Here is a 17,146-nt window from a genome sequence, read left to right on the forward strand (position 1 = left end):
TAAAACGTTTTTGTGAGGGGAAATAGTCAGATATCTCTTGACTTTGAGACTGGTTTTTAGTAGGTTATAAGTAATATCGAATGTCAATGAAAGAGCGAGTAAGTTTTTGAAACTTTACAAGAGAGGATCATCGAGGCTGAAAATGATCTAAAGTTTCATTAGCCTAAAGACACTCTGGAGATGGACGAGTGAAAAGCCGTCCCGCGTACGAGCGTTATTCGTAAGAGGAAAGAGAAATCTTTCAAAATTAGGTGGTACCGTGTATGAATTTCATTCACCCTTGTTCATGATGAACAAGGGTGATTTTTTTATTTACATAGCTAAGAAAGGGAGAGAAAACTATGAGTTTCCAAAGACCAAAAGGAACAAATGATATTTTGCCAGGCGAATCAGAAAAATGGCAGTTTGTCGAAGAAACAGCACGTTTATTATTCAGAGATTATCAGTATAATGAAATGCGTACACCGATTTTTGAACACTATGAAGTGATATCCCGAAGTGTAGGGGATACAACGGATATCGTTTCAAAAGAGATGTATGATTTTTATGACAAAGGGGAACGCCATGTGACGCTTCGACCAGAAGGTACAGCACCAATCGTTCGTTCTTTTGTTGAGCATAAATTGTTCGGCCCAGAGTATGCGAAACCGTTCAAAACTTTTTATATGGGACCAATGTTTCGCTACGAACGCCCTCAAAAAGGACGGTTACGTCAATTCCATCAAATCGGAGTAGAAGCATTTGGATCAGAAAACCCTGCAACTGATGTGGAGAGCATGGTGATGGCACTTGATTTCTTCAAACAGTTGGGGATCACGCAAATCCGGCTAGTCATCAATTCATTAGGTGATAAAGAAACGCGTCAAGCCTATCGTCAAGCGTTGATCGACTATCTTTTACCTTTTGAATCAGAGCTGAGTGAAGACTCTAAACGCCGCCTTCATGAAAATCCATTACGCGTATTGGACAGTAAAGACAAACGAGATCAAAAATTTGTGGCAGAAGCTCCATCTATCTTAGATTATCTAAGCGAGCCTGCTCAAAAACATTTTGATACCGTTGTTTCCATGCTGGATGCATTGGCTGTTCCTTATGAAATCGACAGTAATATGGTTCGCGGACTAGATTATTACACACATACGATTTTTGAAATCATGAGTGACGCACCAAAAATGGGGGCACAAGCAACGATTTGCGCAGGCGGACGTTATGACAATCTAGTGGAAGAACTAGGTGGTCCTTCAACACCTGGCTTCGGATTTGCAATGGGTATCGAGCGATTACTCTTGACTATGGAGGCAGAGGAAGTAGTTATCCCTGCATTTAATGAGTTGGATGCTTACGTGGTCGCACTCGGAGACGAAACAAATATCGAAGCATTGAAAGTGGTCCAAGCGATTCGAAACTTTGGTTTTTCAGCTGACCGCGACTTCATGAACCGTAAAGCAAAAGCGCAATTTAAGACAGCAGATAAAGCGAATGCCAAATTAGTATTGGTGATCGGTGAAGATGAGCTTGCTAGTCAAACGATTAATGTCAAAGCAATGGCAAGCCGAAAAGAAAAAAGTTTTCCATTAGAAGAGATATATGAACATTTTGATGAAGTCTATGATGAAATGACTTTATTCGAGTAGGAGGAAAAAAATAAATGGCACAAAGAACGATCTATTGCGGATTAGTTTCCGAACAACAATTAGAACAAACAGTTACATTAAAAGGATGGGTACAAAAAAGACGAGACCTTGGGGGAGTAATCTTTATCGACCTACGTGATCGTGAAGGAATCGTTCAAATCGTCTTTAATCCTGAAATCAACAAAGAAGCATGGGAAATCGCGGATAAATGTCGCAGTGAATACGTGATCGAAGTGACTGGGGAAGTTAGAAGACGCGGAGAAAATGCAGTAAATCCTAAAATGGCCACTGGTGAATTCGAAGTGATTGCAAGTGAAATCGTGATTTTGAATCAAGCAAAAACCCCGCCATTTCAAATTGAAGATGATCAAGCAATCAGTGACGAAATACGTTTGAAATATCGTTATTTGGATCTGCGTCGTCCAAAAATGACTAAAAACATCAAATTAAGAAATGCGACAACAAAAGCGATTCGTCATTATTTAGATGATAATGACTTTCTCGATATCGAAACACCTTACCTAGGGAAATCTACACCAGAAGGCGCAAGAGACTACCTAGTTCCTTCACGTGTCCATGCTGGACATTTCTATGCGTTGCCGCAATCTCCTCAATTGTTTAAACAATTGCTGATGAATGCTGGATTCGACCGTTATTATCAAATCGTTCGTTGTTTCCGCGATGAAGATTTACGTGGAGACCGTCAGCCTGAATTTACGCAAGTAGATATTGAAACAACGTTCTTAACAGCAGAAGAAATCCAAACTTACACAGAGGGATTGATTGCGAAGGTAATGAAAGAAGTTCGCGGTATCGAAGTCACATTGCCATTTCCTCGTATGACCTATGATGAAGCAATGGCTCGCTACGGCAGCGACAAACCGGATACACGTTTTGACATGGAATTGATCGATCTAAGCGATACAGTCAAAGAAGTAGAATTCAAAGTCTTCCAAATGGCTCTTGAAAACGGCGGTGTCGTGAAAGCATTGAATGCTAAAGGCGCTGCAGATCGCTACTCACGAAAAGACATGGATCAGTTAGGTCAATATGTAGGACAATTCGGAGCTAAGGGGCTTGCATGGCTGAAAGTAGAAGAAGACGGATTGAAAGGTCCAATTGCTAAATTCATGGGAGAAGCAACAGAAGCAATCATTAAAGCAACAGATGCAAAACCAGGTGACTTGCTGATGTTTGGCGCAGATAAAAGTGAAATCGTCGCTGCTGCATTAGGTGCTATCCGGACACGTTTAGGAAAAGAATTAGGACTAATTGATGAATCGAAATTCAATTTCTTATGGGTAACTGATTGGCCACAATTTGAATTTTCAGAAGAAGAAGGTCGATATGTCTCTGCTCACCATCCATTCACGATGCCAAAAGAAGAAGATATCCCGTTATTGGCTGAAGACCCTGCAAAAGTCTATGCAGAAGCTTATGATATCGTCTTGAACGGTTATGAACTAGGCGGAGGTTCTATCCGTATTCATACTCGTGAGCTTCAAGAAAAAGTACTAGAAACTCTAGGCTTTACAAAAGAACAAATGGAAGAACAATTTGGTTTCTTGTTAACAGCTTTAGATTACGGATTCCCTCCACATGGCGGTATTGCATTAGGATTGGACCGTTTTGCAATGTTATTAGCCGGAGAAGATAATATTCGTGAAGTCATTGCCTTTCCTAAAAACGGAAAAGCAGCCGATGTGATGAGTGATGCACCAAGTATGGTTTCGCCTTTACAATTGTTCGAATTGAATATTGATGTAACGAATATAGAAGAATAGCCGATAAAAAGGTAAAAAGGATTTGTCGAATACGCTTCTTTTGACAACCTTGATTTAATTGAAAAACACTTTATAATGAAGCCATAACATATAAAGCGGGGCTTTTCCATGAAAAAAACATTCGAAAATTGGGCTTATCATGATTACACGACCAAGCTTTCGGTATCTATCGTTTATGCGTTGATCGCATCAGTCGCATTGAATTTCTTTTATCAGCCAGGACATATTTATTCAAGTGGTATTACTGGTCTAGCTCAGATTTTGACGACTTTGTCAAAATCACTGATAGGATTCGAAGTACCGGTATCAACAACTTTGTATTTACTGAATATACCTTTGTTTGTATTGGCGTGGTTAAAAATCGGGAAGAAGTTTACAATTTTCACTTTTATCACAGTCACTTTGACCTCCCTTTGTATCCATATTTTACCGGAAACAGTCCTATCTACCGATCCAATCATCTGTGCGTTGTTTGGGGGGGCTGTGATGGGACTAGGTATTGGGCTAGCGTTGAGAAACGGCCTATCATCGGGCGGTCTAGATATCGTGAGTATCACGATTCGTAAAAAAACAGGAAAGTCGATTGGTTCTATTTCGATCTACTTCAATGCATTGATCGTTTTTGTTGCCGGAATTCTATTTGGCTGGCAATATATGTTTTACAGTACGTTGTCTATTTTCGTCAGTGGAAAAGTAACTGATGTCGTTTATACTAAACAAAAGAAGATGCAGGTAATGATCGTAACGAAACATCCAGAAAAAGTAGTAAATGAAATCCAAAACTGTATGCGTAGAGGGATCACGATCATCAATGAAGCAGAAGGTGCTTATAAGCATGATAAGCAGACAGTATTGATGACGATCGTTACACGATACGAACTGCCTCTACTTAGAGAAGCAATGAAAGCTTCTGATCCACAAGCTTTTGTAAGTATTGCAGAAAACGTCCAGATACTTGGTCGTTTCTATGAGGATGGCATTTAAATCGAGTTTGACAAAAATTCATGAAATACTGCTGTAGACAGACGTTCGTTTGTCTGCAGTTTTTTTCTACCATAGTAGAATCAGCAAAGAAAAACTGCTTTTTTATTTGAAATTTTCTTAAAGTTGAAAAAAAGCATGTTTATTTTTTTAAATTTATGGGATGATAGAAAAAAATAGTAGAGAAAGGACACGATTCTACTTGCTATTTTCACTTAATACCCGTATATTACGAATGAAAAAAGTTTATGAAAAGTTGGAATATTGAATGGAAAAACAAAAAAGGTTAAAAAACAGCCGCTACATCACTGGGTTTGATGGGCTCCGTTCATTAGCTGTGGTGGGTGTTATCTTCTATCACCTTCTGCCAACTAGTATGAAAGGCGGCTATTTGGGCGTTCCGATTTTTTTCGTCGTATCTGGTTATTTGATCACGGATCTGCTGCGGCAGGAATGGGAACAAAATGGAAAAATCAATATTTGGCAATTTTATGTCAGAAGAATGAAGAGACTCTATCCGGCACTTGTTTTTATGCTTGTGACAGCTTCGGCTTATATCACTTTGTTTCAGCGAGGGCTGTTAAACAATCTTCGAGGAGTTGTGGTCAGCAGCTTACTGTATGTCAACAACTGGTGGCAAATCAATAACGGTTTATCTTATTTCGATCGATTTGCTAATGAGTCACCGTTTACGCATATCTGGTCTTTAGCAGTAGAAGGTCAAAACTATTTGGTTTGGCCGATCTTATTTGTATTGTTGATGGTATTTGTTCGTAAAAGAAAATGGATCTTTTATACTGTGTTAGGTACATCCTTCCTCTCCGCCATCTTGATGATGATCTTGTATACACCAGGAGGCGATCCAACCCGTGTTTATTACGGTACCGACACTCGTCTGTTTTCTATATGGTTGGGAAGTGCGCTTGCGTTTGTTTGGCCAAGTACGCGTTTAAAGAAAAACATCCCGAAACAAGCGAAAAATATTCTGAATATCGCTGGAGGAATCTCGCTTTTGGCACTGATTCTTTGCTTCTTCTTTTTAGATGATCATTACAATTTCATCTATTACGGAGGAATGCTCCTAGTGAGTCTGTTATGCGTAGTGCTAGTTGCAGTGACAGCACACCCTGGAGCAAGTTTGAATCGATGGCTGACAAATCCAGTATTTACTTGGATTGGTAAACGAAGCTATGGCATTTATCTGTATCAGTTTCCAGTTATGATTTTTTATGAAGCAAAGGTGACTGATATTGCCGATCATGTTTTGTTGCATACTTTAGTGGAAATCACATTGATTCTAATCATCAGTGAACTTTCTTATCGATATGTGGAGCGTCCGCTAGCACGTTTTGATTATGGTCGTACATTCCAAGTGATGAAAGGATGGTTCAGCAAACCGATCATCAGTAAGAGCAAACCATGGGTTGTTCCAGGCACATTACTTGTAGCAATTGCACTCGTTGGTTTCGTTACGGCACCGAAAAACGCTGTAACAGCCGATCAAAAACAACTGCAGGCAAAAATCGCTGAAAGTAAAAAATTAGCAGAAGAAACCAGAAACAATTCAGAAAACACCACTAGTTCGGTTGACCAAGCGATCCTTGATAAGTACGAGTTGTCCAAGGCACAAGGGAATAAGGCACAAAAATTAGAACTAACAGCATTTGGTGATTCAGTTATGTTGGATGCTGCAACGGATCTACAAGAACTTTATCCAAAAGTAGTGGTAGATGGAGATGTCGGACGACAATTATATGCCAGTGTACCTTACATTGAAAAATTAAAGGAACAAGATTTGTTGAAAGACACTGTTCTGATTGGACTAGGAACGAATGGCTCATTCTCGGAAGCTCAGTTTGATAGTGTGATGGATGCAATCGGTGATCGAAAAGTATACTGGGTCAATGTCCGAGTACCGACGAAGCGCTGGCAAAATGACGTGAATGCGATGCTTGAACAGATGACGAAAAAATACGACAATATGACGCTGATTGATTGGTACAGCTACAGTAATGACCATAGTGACTGGTTTTATGATGATCAAGTCCATCCAAATCCTGAAGGGATGACACATTACATTCACTTAGTCAGCGAAGCCTTGCTAGGAGGAAGTTCAAGTACGAACAGCAGTGAGACAAACGTGACAGAATGATAGCTACAAAAAACTTCAGGCAAAAACATTTGTTTTTGCCTGAAGTTTTTTTATATTTATCGTGTTTTTAACATTCATATAGATTCAGGAAGCAAAACGGTTGAGTGTGTCTGTAAATAACGTTCTTTTTGTTTTCGGGTGAGTTTTTTGAATGCAGCTTCTGCTTTTGTTGCTTCGCTTCTTGAAGAAAATACTTCTGCATGGATCATCTTAACAGGTCTTCTTTTTTGAAGACGAGTATATTTAGCACCAGTACCATTGTTATGTTCCTCTAATCGTCTAGAAAGATCGGTTGTATATCCACCATAAAATGTCTGATCTTTACAGAATAACACGTAAAAATAATGTTCATTTGCCATAGAGCATCTCACGAATCTCTACAGTGTATTCTCCATCCATATTGTAAGTGATCAATGGTGGAGCGACTTTGAATCCGTCTAATTTGCCTTCTTTGATTCCTTCAACTAACAAAATATTTGCCTCTTTTCCAGGTTTTGGGTAAACAAATTGGATCCTTTTAGGTGCAATTCGATAGTCTTGCATGACCTGAATGATTTCTAAGAACCGATCAGGACGATGGACCATAGTAAAGCGTCCATTTGTTTTTAGTAGCTTACTTGAAATATCGATCACTTCTTCTAACGTCGTATGGATCTCATGACGGGCGATTGCCAGGTGTTTATTAGGGTTCGTTTTATTTGTTGGCAGCCCTTTGAAATAAGGTGGATTACAGACGACTAAGTCACAAGAATTATGCCGAACGACAGATAAGCTGTCTTTCAGATCGATGGTGTGGACGGTCATTTGTTCATTTAAATGGTTAAGCGCGATACTACGTCTTGCCATGTCTGCTAGACGAGGTTGAAGTTCGATAGCGTCGATAGCCGCCTGGGTTCGTTTACTTAAAAAAAGTCCAACTGCGCCATTTCCTGCACAAAGGTCAACGATCTTCCCTTTTTTAGGTACACGGGAAAAGTGAGCAAGCAGCACAGCATCTAAAGAAAAAGAAAACACTTTGGAACTTTGGATAATCTTGATATCTTCTGCGTATAATTGGTCGATTCGTTCGTCTTCGTGAAGCATGGATTCCCTCCAAAATGAAAAAAATAGTCGTCTGTATTATACTATTTTTATTAAAAAGAACCAAGGTGGCTTGTCAAACCTCTATTTTTTATGCATACTATGACCATAAGAAGGGAAAGGAAGAGACTATGTTTTATCGATTTATGCGCGGGGTAGTTCGAGTACTATTAGCCTTAGTTAATGGAAATGCCCGCTATGAGAATAAAGAAGTTTTACCGCAAGATGAGAATTACATACTAGTTGCTCCCCATCGTACTTGGTGGGACCCATTATATCTGGCGGTAGCTGCAGCACCCAAGGAATTCAGCTTTATGGCAAAAGAAGAACTGTTCAAAAATCCAGTTCTGCGATTTATATTAACTCGATCCAATGCTTTTCCAGTTAAAAGAGAAAATCCAGGACCAAGCGTCATTAAAACACCTGTAAAGATTTTGAAATCGACAAATTTGAGTTTGATCATGTTTCCCAGTGGGACAAGACATGCTACAGAACTTAAAGGCGGAATGGCATTGATTTCCAGAATGTCTAAAGCGAAAATCGTGCCAGCTGTATATCAAGGTCCGTTGACACTTGGGGATCTGTTCAAGCGTCAGAGAGTGACAGTGCGTTTCGGCCAACCAATCGACTTATCAGATATCAAGAAAACGGATAAAGAAGGTATGGCGGAGATCGAACGACGAACACAAGCAGCTTTTGACAAATTGGACAAAGAAGTGAACCCTGATTTCAAATATGAAGTCAAAAAAAAATAAAATGATAAGTTTATGCGTGGGCGGTCTTTTGAATCTACTGTCCTGTTCAGTTCAGACTTTTTCAATGAAAACGAGGGAGAGACGTCAAGTCTGCCCTCTTTTTGCGTTCCAATATGTAAAATAGAAGACAGGTGTCATGTAATGGATCAAAGTGTTATAATAATTAGAAGGACATTTTTTGAGGTGATTGAATGCGTTTTTTACATACAGCCGATTGGCATATCGGAAAAAAACTACAAGGTTATGACTTGATTGAAGACCAGCGTCATGTACTATCTTCTATACTAGATATCGCGAAAGAAGAAAAAGTAGAGGCAATCGTGATTGCCGGAGACTTATATGATAGGAGTGTCCCAGCTGTTGATGCCGTAGAATTATACAATGAATTGATGGTCGATTGGAATTTAAAGGAAAAGATCCCGATTTTTGCTATATCAGGAAATCACGATAGCAGTACGAGACTTTCAGCGGGTACGCCATGGTTCAGTTATTCGAACTATTTTTTGCGAACACAGCTAGCAGAAGCATTTGAACCAGTCGAGTTTAAAAACGTACAATTTTTCTTTCTTCCTTACTTTGAACCAATTGCAGCGAGATTATATTTTGAAGATGACAATATCCGAACGATCAAGCAAGCGGTAGCCAAGGTGATAGATAAAATGCAGGAGCTATTTGATTCAGAAAAAAAACAAGTATTGATTAGCCATTTTTTTGTAATGGGAAGTGTAAAATCTGATTCGGAAACGAAAATCGAAGTAGGCGGGTTGGATTCGATCCCTGGTGAACTACTTACACCGTTTGATTATGTAGCACTAGGACATTTGCATAATCAAGCTGCTTTGAGACAGGATAATGCTCGCTATAGCGGTTCCCCATTGAAATTCTCTTTATCTGAGATCAACCAAAAAAAAGGCGTATGGATCGTTGACCTGACAACAGGCCTGGAGTTGAATTTTAGGGAGATCGAACCCCTGCATGATATTGAAGAAATAACAGCGAGTTTCAAAGAATTGCTGGATCCTGCCTTTTATCAGTCCGTCAATCGGGAGAATTACATCTATATCTATCTCACTGATAGAACGATCATCCCGAATATGATGAACCAGCTTCGGCAAATATATCCTCGTATTTTGGGGATTGAACGGGCAAACGGTCGAGCAGAACAAACAAAGCGCAAACGAAAAGTACTAGAAATGAAAGATCCTCAAAAATTAGCAGAAGCATTTTTTAGTGAAATGACGGAAGAGCAGCTAACTGCAAACCAAGAAAAATGGCTCGGAGAAACGTTGCAAGAAATCATGGAAATGGAATGATCAAGAATGAAACCGAAAAAATTACAACTTAAAAATTTTGGTCCTTTTATCAATGAGACCGTAGATTTTTCACGTTTGACAGAAGCACCGCTTTTTTTGATCAGCGGGAAGACAGGAGCTGGCAAAACGACGATTTTTGATGGGATCACCTTCGCACTTTTTGGTGAAACTTCCGGAAGACTTCGCTCTGGAAAAGAGATGCGTTCTTTGTTTGCTACACCAGACGAAGAAACAAGCGTGAGTTTTTCTTTTGAACATCAGCAGATGAGCTATGAAATCGAACGAAAACCAGAACAAGTTTTAGCAAAACGAAAAGGAAACGGAACAAAAAAACAGGCAGCCAAAGTAACGTTGACCATTTTTGATGGGAAAGGAAAAGAAATCAAACAAATCACAAAACGTACAGAAGCAGATCAGTTGATCAGAGAACTGATGAATCTTGATGCGAAACAGTTTTCTCAAATCGTTTTACTACCCCAAGGAGAATTCCGTAATTTTTTGGTTTCATCAAGCAGTGATAAAGAGACTGTTTTACGTCATTTATTCGGTACTCAATTTTTCCAACAGTTCAATGAGCGATTAAAAGAAAAAGCAAAACAACAGCAACAAAAATTGGATCATTTAGAGCAAGAGCTGCATCTTCTGCAAAAAAGGTTTGTTTTAGTCAAAGAAGAAGAACCAGCAGCAGGGTTTGAAGCCGTTTTAGCCCAATGGACAAACCATCAGGCAATACTCGAAAAACAAATCACGGAAGAAAAAGAAGCTCTAACGGAACTTCAGGAAAAACAAAAGCAACTAGAAAATTCCTACTATCGTTTTGAAAGCTTGAAAAAAAGTTATGAAGAAAAAACGATATTAATAAACAAGCAAAAGGAATTAGCTGCTCAAAAAGACGAAATAGAGGAAAAGAAACGATGGATTGGGTATTATGAATTTACGCAACGATTAGTCGAACCAATCCAGCGCCTACAAGAAATAAAAGCTGAAAAAATAGAACTGTCACAAAAAAGTAGTGAGCAAACAAAGAAACTAGCGATGACTACGCAGAATTATGAAGAGTGGCAAAAAAATGAAGCAAACCGCGTACGCCGACAAACAAAAATCAAAGAAGCTGCTCAAAAACTGCAAAACAAACAGATGATGGTGCCAATTGTCGAATCCTTACGTAGTAAAAAACAAGACGCAGAACAATTAACAATTTCATTGGATAAAGAAGAATTGAATGCCGAGAAGCTGTATCAAAATCTCGCTATCTATCAGGAAAGAACTCGAATTCTTCAAGAAAATTTACTGGATCAGGAAAAACTGCAAGAAGATCGTCTTGCTTTTGGACAGTTAAAATATCTAGATGAAAAGCAGCAAGAAATAGAAAAACAAAAAGCAAAAGACACTGGGTCGCTCGCACAGATAAGAGAAGAACTCAAAAAAGCAACTGAAGAAATAACAAAAAATAGTCAGCTATTGAAAGAACAGACAGAACAAGCAGAACAGCTGAAAAGCCAATGGGCAAAGCAGCAAATTGCTCGTCTTCAGCTTTTTTTGCGTCCAGGGGAGCCATGTCTTGTTTGTGGATCAACGGAACACCCCATACAACAATCAAAACACGAACAGCCAAATAAGGAAGATATCTTAAAAGTAGAACAACAACTGGCAGAAGCTGAGTCTGCTGTAGAAAGAACTCAGCAAATCATTGCCAAAAGTGAAGCACATGAAAATAATCTTCAACAACAATTATCAGATTTAGAACAAAAAATCATGGCAACGAATATACAATTGGCTGAACAAGAAGAACACTTGCAACAGGCTTTGAAAAAGGCATTTCCTGAGATAACAGAACAAAAAACAAAAACAGCTCTTGTAGTAATCGAACAATCTTTAGATAGACGAAAAAGCAAGATGGCCAATGCAAGAATAGAGCTGGAAGAAATAAGACAACAAGCAGAAAAGCTCGAACAACAATTAGCTGTCTACAAACAGCAGCAGACAGAAAAAAATAATCAGCTCCAGCAACTGCAAGGAGAAATCAAAAGTTTAGAACAACAATTGCAAGATACGGATAGTAACTGTTTAGAAGAGGAGATACGACGACTTGAAAAACAGTTAGAAGAAGACTCGAATCAACTAGCTGTTGAGCAGAAAGCAGGAGTGCAATTGTTGCAAGATCTTCATACGCTTCGGACACAGCTTGATCTTCAACATGAACAAATAGAAAAAATAGATGAAAAAATAGAAAAGGAACAAGAAAGAATAGCTAAAAAGTTAGAAAGCCAGTCGTATTTTTCAACAATTGAAGAAATCTGTGCATTTGCACAACAGCAAGCACAATATAAAGAAAACCAACGTACAGTTACTTCTTATCATGAAGAGCAATTAGTGACAGCTGACCGGCTGCGTCAATTAGAAAATATCCAGCTAACTGAGACATTCCCAGATACAGAAGAGATCAGCCAACAGTTAGAAGAAATAAGACGTATGATCGAAATAAAGCAAGAAAAGATATACGGTTTACAAGAACAAAAAATTAGTAATCAAAAAATCTACGATGAATGTCTTTCGATTTATCACACAAGCCAGACGAAATTAGATGAGCTTACGCAATTACAGCAGCTTTCGCAAACATTCAACGGAGAAAATCCTAAGAAGACTAGTTTGGAACGGTATGTGCTTCAGGTTTATCTTCAAGAAGTGTTACAAGTAGCAAATGATCATCTCCAACGTTTAACGAAAAATCGTTATCAATTTGAGCTAGCGGATACCATTGGCAGTTATCGAGGGAAAACCGGATTAGAAATCAATATCTATGATGATCAGGCAGGTATGTCTCGAAGTGCGCATACCCTGTCTGGCGGTGAGAGTTTTATTGCAGCACTTTCTTTAGCATTAGCTCTTGCCGATGTGATCCAGACACAAGCTGGTGGTGTAGCAATCGATGCATTGTTTATTGATGAAGGATTTGGGTCATTAGATGAAGAAGCTTTGGAAATGGCAATGGAAGCTTTAGAAACGATCGAAAGTGAAGGAAGAATGATCGGCATCATTAGTCATGTAAGAGAATTGAAAGAACGAGTATTACAACAAATAAGAATTGATACAGAAGGTAGCGGACAAAGCAAAATACGCTATCAACTTGGATAAAAAGGGAGATTGGTAACTATGAAATGGAGTATTCCAGAAAAAGTCATTGCACGTGGACGTCAATACTTGCAAGAAGGCCGAGTGTTATCGGTTGTCCCTGACCAAGAAGAAAACGTGTGGCATGCAGAAGTCTTGGGCAGTGAATTGTATATGGTTGATTTGGATGGTACAGCAAAAGAGATAGATTACTGCCAATGTCCCTATTGGGAGGAACATAAATATTGTAAGCATACAGTTGCTGTGGAACTTTATTTACGGTCGAAAAATCTATCTCGTATCATGAAAAAAGACCAGCCAATGCTAGAACCGGTAAAAGCAACAAGTGAGGGAGAAATCATTGCAAAAGGTTTTTCTCGTCTAAAAACACAAAACAATCCTCAAGCGGTGCAACCTTTGATTATTGAATACCAAGTAGAAACGATTGAGACTAATCAGTATCACCCAGAGCTTTCTATTTTGGCACTTTACTTGCGTATCGGTTCATTGGCATCACCGAAAAAAACATATATCGTAAAAAACATCTATGATTTTTTACAAGCTTACGCAGAAAAAGAAACTTACACTGTTAATAAACAGTACCAGTTTCGTCTAGATAAACGGGCGTTTCAAAAAGAAGATCAAAAAATACTCACGCATCTTGCAGGAAGTGCTCAGACGCATCAATTATTAGGTGCGAACGGCTTACAAGTCAAAGGAAAACTAGATAAAAGATATCTGCTTCTCCCAGTAGAACAAGCCCGCTTCCTGTTAGAGCAGATGAATCAGACTACACGTTTGCATCTGCAGATAAATGAACAAAACGATCAAGGAATACAATTTTCCGATCAAAACAAACCTTTATCATTCAAAGTGGAAAAATTTGGAGAAGATTATTTGCTGCAAGCATTGAATGATTTTGATTTTTTCTTTATGCATTATCAGTGGGGAGTTATCCAAGGGACATTTTATTCTCTGACGAAATATCAACAAACGGTTTATCAAACTTGGAAACATTTGATTCGCCGATTGGAGAAACCAGAAGTAGTGTTCAAGAAAAAAGAATTACCGTCTTTGTTTAAAGAGATTATCCCTCTGCTGTCAGAGATCGGCGACGTAGCTATTGCCCCTGCAGTAGAAGAGGAAGTAGCAGATATCCCCGTCGAATTTATTTTCTTTTTCCGAAAAGCAAAAGGAAAAATCCAAGCTCGAGTCGATTTCGTCTATGGCGAAGTCATCTATTCGACTGACCCGAAGCATGAGGTCTCGACAGAACAGGCTTTTCAGGTGTTACGTGACACAGTAGAAGAGAAACGAGTACTTGATCTATTCAGAATGTATCGCTACCAGAAAAATGAAACTGGTTATGAACGTCCATTGCCAAGCGGGGAAGAACTATATGCATTTTTCCGCACAGAACTATCTGTCTTCCGTCAGTTTGGTGAAGTCAGACTTGGAAGAAAATTGCGAGAGTTGTATTTAGATGCGCATAAACATCAACCGAAAATCGAAGTAACCGAGACCGGTTCATGGCTCGATATTCGATTCGATGTGACAGGGATAGAGGAGCAAGAAATCGATCATGTCCTGCAAAGCTTGCTGAGAAATGATGCTTTTTATACATTAGAAAATGGTCAGGTTCTTTCTTTTGATTCAGAAGAATTTCAACAAACAAGCCAAGTGTTGCAACAATTACGGGAATCGATACGTACAGAAGAAGGAACGATCCATGTACCTAAAAATCAAGGATTGATCATTCAAAATCAATTGGAAAAAAGCAATGCTACTTTTAGTGAATCGTTCCAAACGATGGTACAAGATCTCATTCATCCAGAAAGATACCAGGCGCAGCTTCCCAAAGGATTGAATGCAACGATGAGAGATTATCAAAAGCAAGGTTTTCGATGGTTGAAGATGTTAGGTCATTATCAGTTTGGCGGTATTTTAGCCGATGAAATGGGACTTGGGAAAACACTACAGACAATTGCCTTTTTACTTTCGGAAAAAGAAGAACGGAAAAGCTTCTCTGCTTTGATCGTAGCGCCTGCGAGCTTAATTTACAACTGGCAGGCAGAGGTGAGAAAATTCGCCCCTTCTTTAAGTATCCAAGTAATCAATGGGAATAAAAAAGAACGTGAAGAATTACTGGCTAAAGACACAGATATCCGAGTGACTTCTTATGCCAGCTTAAGACAGGATCTAGCTAATTATCAGTCGCAAAAAATTGATTATTTGATTCTTGATGAGGCACAAATGGTCAAAAATAGCAGTACGAAAACTGCACAAGCATTGAGAGAATTAGCTGTACCTCAGCGGTTTGCACTGAGTGGGACACCAATCGAGAATAATTTAGAAGAATTGTGGTCATTGTTTGCAACGATTATGCCAGGATTTTTCCCGACTAAAACAAAATTCAGGGAACTTGCCGCAGAAGAAATTGCGCAAATGATTCGACCGTTTATTTTACGGCGAGATAAACAAACTGTGTTGAAAGACTTGCCGGAAAAAACAGAGATGAATCTATATTCTGCACTTACAGAAGAACAAAAAACTGTTTATTTAGCTTACTTGCGTCAAATGCGTGAAGAAATCACATCAATGGATTCTGAAGCATTCAAGAAAAACCGGATCGGGATACTTGCTGGTCTGACAAGACTGCGACAAATTTGCTGCGATCCTCGTCTGTTTATTGAAGATTACCAAGGCGGTTCCGGCAAGCTCGAACAAGTAAAAGATCTACTGGTAGCTGCCAAAGAGAACAAACGAAGAGTTTTGCTGTTTTCTCAATTTACAGGGATGCTGACTATCTTGCAAGAAGAGTTAGCCGAGCTAGGGATCTCGACATTTTATTTAAGAGGCAGTACGAAACCACAAGATCGGTTAAGTATGGTAGACGCATTTAATGCTGGCGAAAAAGATGTTTTTCTGATTTCCTTAAAGGCTGGGGGAACTGGATTGAATCTCACGGGAGCAGATACGGTCATCTTGTATGATCTTTGGTGGAATCCTGCCATTGAAGAACAAGCTGCTGGACGTGCACATCGGATCGGACAAAAAAATGTGGTAGAAGTGTGGCGTATGATCTCTGAAGGAACGATTGAGGAACGCATGGATTCACTCCAGCAAGAAAAACGCGAACTGTTCCAAAAAGTGATCCAAGGTAATGAAGAACAGTTGACGAAACTGACTGAAGAAGACATCCGCATGATTTTAAGTGTAGGAGAAATCGAGGAGTAAGAGACTCGAAAAAGCGTTCAGTAATGGGTAAGAAAGTCTTTCTAAAGAAGCGATTGTTTATTTGATTTAAAAAATAGCAAGGAGGCTGGGATTCCATTTTATCCCAGCTTCCTTGCTATCATTTTTTTATTTCTATTTTTAAAGGTTATACAAAGATTGTCTTCATTGTCTCTAACAGCTGATCAAAAGAAGAAATCTCGATATCGCAAATTGGAGTCTGTTCAATATTGCGTTCTCGATGGTTGAACCAAAGCGCTTGCCAGTTAGCACTTTTTGCACCTAGAACATCATTGTCGTAATTATCGCCAACGTATAAGGTCTCTTCTGGAAGCATATGAAATTCTTTCTCAGCCAGCTGAAAAATCTCTTTTTCTGGTTTTTGGAAACCTGTTGCTTGAGAAATGAGCATATTGCGGGAAGGAATCCAATTGTTCAATTGAAGTTGCTTCAGTTTTTTTGTCTGATGGTCAGTCGGCCCATTTGTGATAATTCCTAATGGGACATTCTTTTCCTTCAAGAAATCGAGGGTTTTTTTGACCTCCTCATGCAAGCAGATATTATCAAGTTCTTCCTCGTAAATTTTTTGAAATAAGAGGCCATCTTCTTCCGTAATATGAGGGTAGTCTAAATCTTTTAGTGATTGGCTGATCCGATGTGCTCGCATATATTCTAGTGTCCAATCTCCTGCCATTACTTTTGGGAAGTTTTCATCACTATGATGGCGGAACCGGATATATAGTGGATGCATATCTGCATCTGAAACAAGCGGAACGACTCTTTTGACCGCGTTTCGAAATGGCTGCTGCTGATCATACATCGTATCATCAACATCAAACACAACTGATTTAATCAAAATTTTACACGCCTTTCGGTTTTCATTGATTTTTTCACAAATCCTTGACTATTGTAACAGAAAAAATTGTCTAAAAAAGCCGATAAATAAAGGTTTTTCTTACTATATTTCTATTTCCTTGACAGAATAAGGTTTTTATATTTCAGTTTTTTTCACTAAAAATCGTGAAACACGTCAATAAGTTTGATGAACAAATTAATCATTATGGTAAAAGTCGATTGATTTATTTTAATGCAATCTCTGTGG

Annotated in this window: 11 protein-coding genes; 8 read left to right on the plus strand and 3 right to left on the minus strand. The window is 38.9% G+C overall.

Features of this window, described 5'->3' with window-relative positions; genetic code table 11:
- The first annotated feature begins 341 nt into the window (after positions 1-341).
- The 4 genes from hisS to OS139_RS06725 all read left to right on the plus strand — a co-directional run bounded on the left by hisS (position 342) and on the right by OS139_RS06725 (position 6,551).
- Positions 342-1,634 carry a histidine--tRNA ligase gene (gene hisS, locus OS139_RS06710; RefSeq protein ID WP_002289103.1) on the plus strand — a complete coding sequence of 431 codons (1,293 nt, stop codon included), beginning with the start codon at positions 342-344 and terminating at the stop codon, positions 1,632-1,634.
- A gap of 14 nt (positions 1,635-1,648) precedes the next feature.
- Complete coding sequence (gene aspS / locus OS139_RS06715; protein WP_002289105.1) at positions 1,649-3,418, plus strand: aspartate--tRNA ligase; 1,770 nt, start codon at positions 1,649-1,651, stop codon at positions 3,416-3,418.
- Positions 3,419-3,526: 108 nt separating this feature from the next.
- Entirely contained in the window at positions 3,527-4,402 is an 876-nt protein-coding gene (locus OS139_RS06720) for a YitT family protein (protein ID WP_002293644.1), read from the plus strand.
- 265 nt (positions 4,403-4,667) lie between these two features.
- On the plus strand, positions 4,668-6,551 hold the full coding sequence (locus OS139_RS06725) for an acyltransferase family protein (RefSeq protein WP_002303199.1): 1,884 nt from the start codon (positions 4,668-4,670) through the stop codon (positions 6,549-6,551).
- A 74-nt stretch (positions 6,552-6,625) separates the two neighbouring features.
- On the opposite strand, the gene OS139_RS06730 is transcribed toward OS139_RS06725, so the two are convergent.
- Complete coding sequence (locus OS139_RS06730; protein WP_002304776.1) at positions 6,626-6,910, minus strand: GIY-YIG nuclease family protein; 285 nt, start codon at positions 6,908-6,910, stop codon at positions 6,626-6,628.
- The gene (locus OS139_RS06735) at positions 6,900-7,634 is read right to left on the minus strand and encodes a tRNA1(Val) (adenine(37)-N6)-methyltransferase (RefSeq protein WP_002299374.1); all 735 of its coding nucleotides are present in this window, start codon (positions 7,632-7,634) and stop codon (positions 6,900-6,902) included. Before OS139_RS06735 ends, OS139_RS06730 begins: the two co-directional genes overlap by 11 nt.
- Before the next feature lie 128 nt (positions 7,635-7,762).
- On the opposite strand from OS139_RS06735, the gene OS139_RS06740 reads away from it, so the two are divergent.
- The 4 genes from OS139_RS06740 (at position 7,763) to OS139_RS06755 (ending at position 16,047) form a co-directional block, all read left to right on the plus strand.
- A complete protein-coding gene (locus tag OS139_RS06740; RefSeq protein ID WP_002332208.1) occupies positions 7,763-8,386 on the plus strand; it encodes a lysophospholipid acyltransferase family protein in 624 nt (207 codons plus the stop codon).
- Between the two features lie 191 nt (positions 8,387-8,577).
- Positions 8,578-9,699, plus strand: coding sequence for an exonuclease SbcCD subunit D (locus OS139_RS06745; protein ID WP_002288955.1), 1,122 nt, complete (start codon positions 8,578-8,580; stop codon positions 9,697-9,699).
- Positions 9,700-9,705: 6 nt separating this feature from the next.
- A complete protein-coding gene (locus tag OS139_RS06750) occupies positions 9,706-12,834 on the plus strand; it encodes an SbcC/MukB-like Walker B domain-containing protein (protein WP_002332207.1) in 3,129 nt (1,042 codons plus the stop codon).
- An 18-nt stretch (positions 12,835-12,852) separates the two neighbouring features.
- Entirely contained in the window at positions 12,853-16,047 is a 3,195-nt protein-coding gene (locus OS139_RS06755; protein WP_002332206.1) for a DEAD/DEAH box helicase, read from the plus strand.
- A gap of 145 nt (positions 16,048-16,192) precedes the next feature.
- On the opposite strand, the gene OS139_RS06760 is transcribed toward OS139_RS06755, so the two are convergent.
- Positions 16,193-16,900 carry an HAD family hydrolase gene (locus OS139_RS06760; RefSeq protein ID WP_002307083.1) on the minus strand — a complete coding sequence of 236 codons (708 nt, stop codon included), beginning with the start codon at positions 16,898-16,900 and terminating at the stop codon, positions 16,193-16,195.
- Positions 16,901-17,146: the final 246 nt, after the last annotated feature.

It is taken from the genome of Enterococcus sp. E4-223 (assembly GCF_035727065.1).
Taxonomy (GTDB): Bacteria; Bacillota; Bacilli; order Lactobacillales; family Enterococcaceae; genus Enterococcus_B; species Enterococcus_B faecium.

Coding starts and splice junctions, on each gene's coding strand:
- hisS (WP_002289103.1), top strand. CDS start 342: ATGAGTTTCCAAAGACCAAAAGGAACAAATGATATTTTGCCAGGCGAA.
- aspS (WP_002289105.1), top strand. CDS start 1,649: ATGGCACAAAGAACGATCTATTGCGGATTAGTTTCCGAACAACAATTA.
- OS139_RS06720 (WP_002293644.1), top strand. CDS start 3,527: ATGAAAAAAACATTCGAAAATTGGGCTTATCATGATTACACGACCAAG.
- OS139_RS06725 (WP_002303199.1), top strand. CDS start 4,668: ATGGAAAAACAAAAAAGGTTAAAAAACAGCCGCTACATCACTGGGTTT.
- OS139_RS06730 (WP_002304776.1), bottom strand. CDS start 6,910: ATGGCAAATGAACATTATTTTTACGTGTTATTCTGTAAAGATCAGACA.
- OS139_RS06735 (WP_002299374.1), bottom strand. CDS start 7,634: ATGCTTCACGAAGACGAACGAATCGACCAATTATACGCAGAAGATATC.
- OS139_RS06740 (WP_002332208.1), top strand. CDS start 7,763: ATGTTTTATCGATTTATGCGCGGGGTAGTTCGAGTACTATTAGCCTTA.
- OS139_RS06745 (WP_002288955.1), top strand. CDS start 8,578: ATGCGTTTTTTACATACAGCCGATTGGCATATCGGAAAAAAACTACAA.
- OS139_RS06750 (WP_002332207.1), top strand. CDS start 9,706: ATGAAACCGAAAAAATTACAACTTAAAAATTTTGGTCCTTTTATCAAT.
- OS139_RS06755 (WP_002332206.1), top strand. CDS start 12,853: ATGAAATGGAGTATTCCAGAAAAAGTCATTGCACGTGGACGTCAATAC.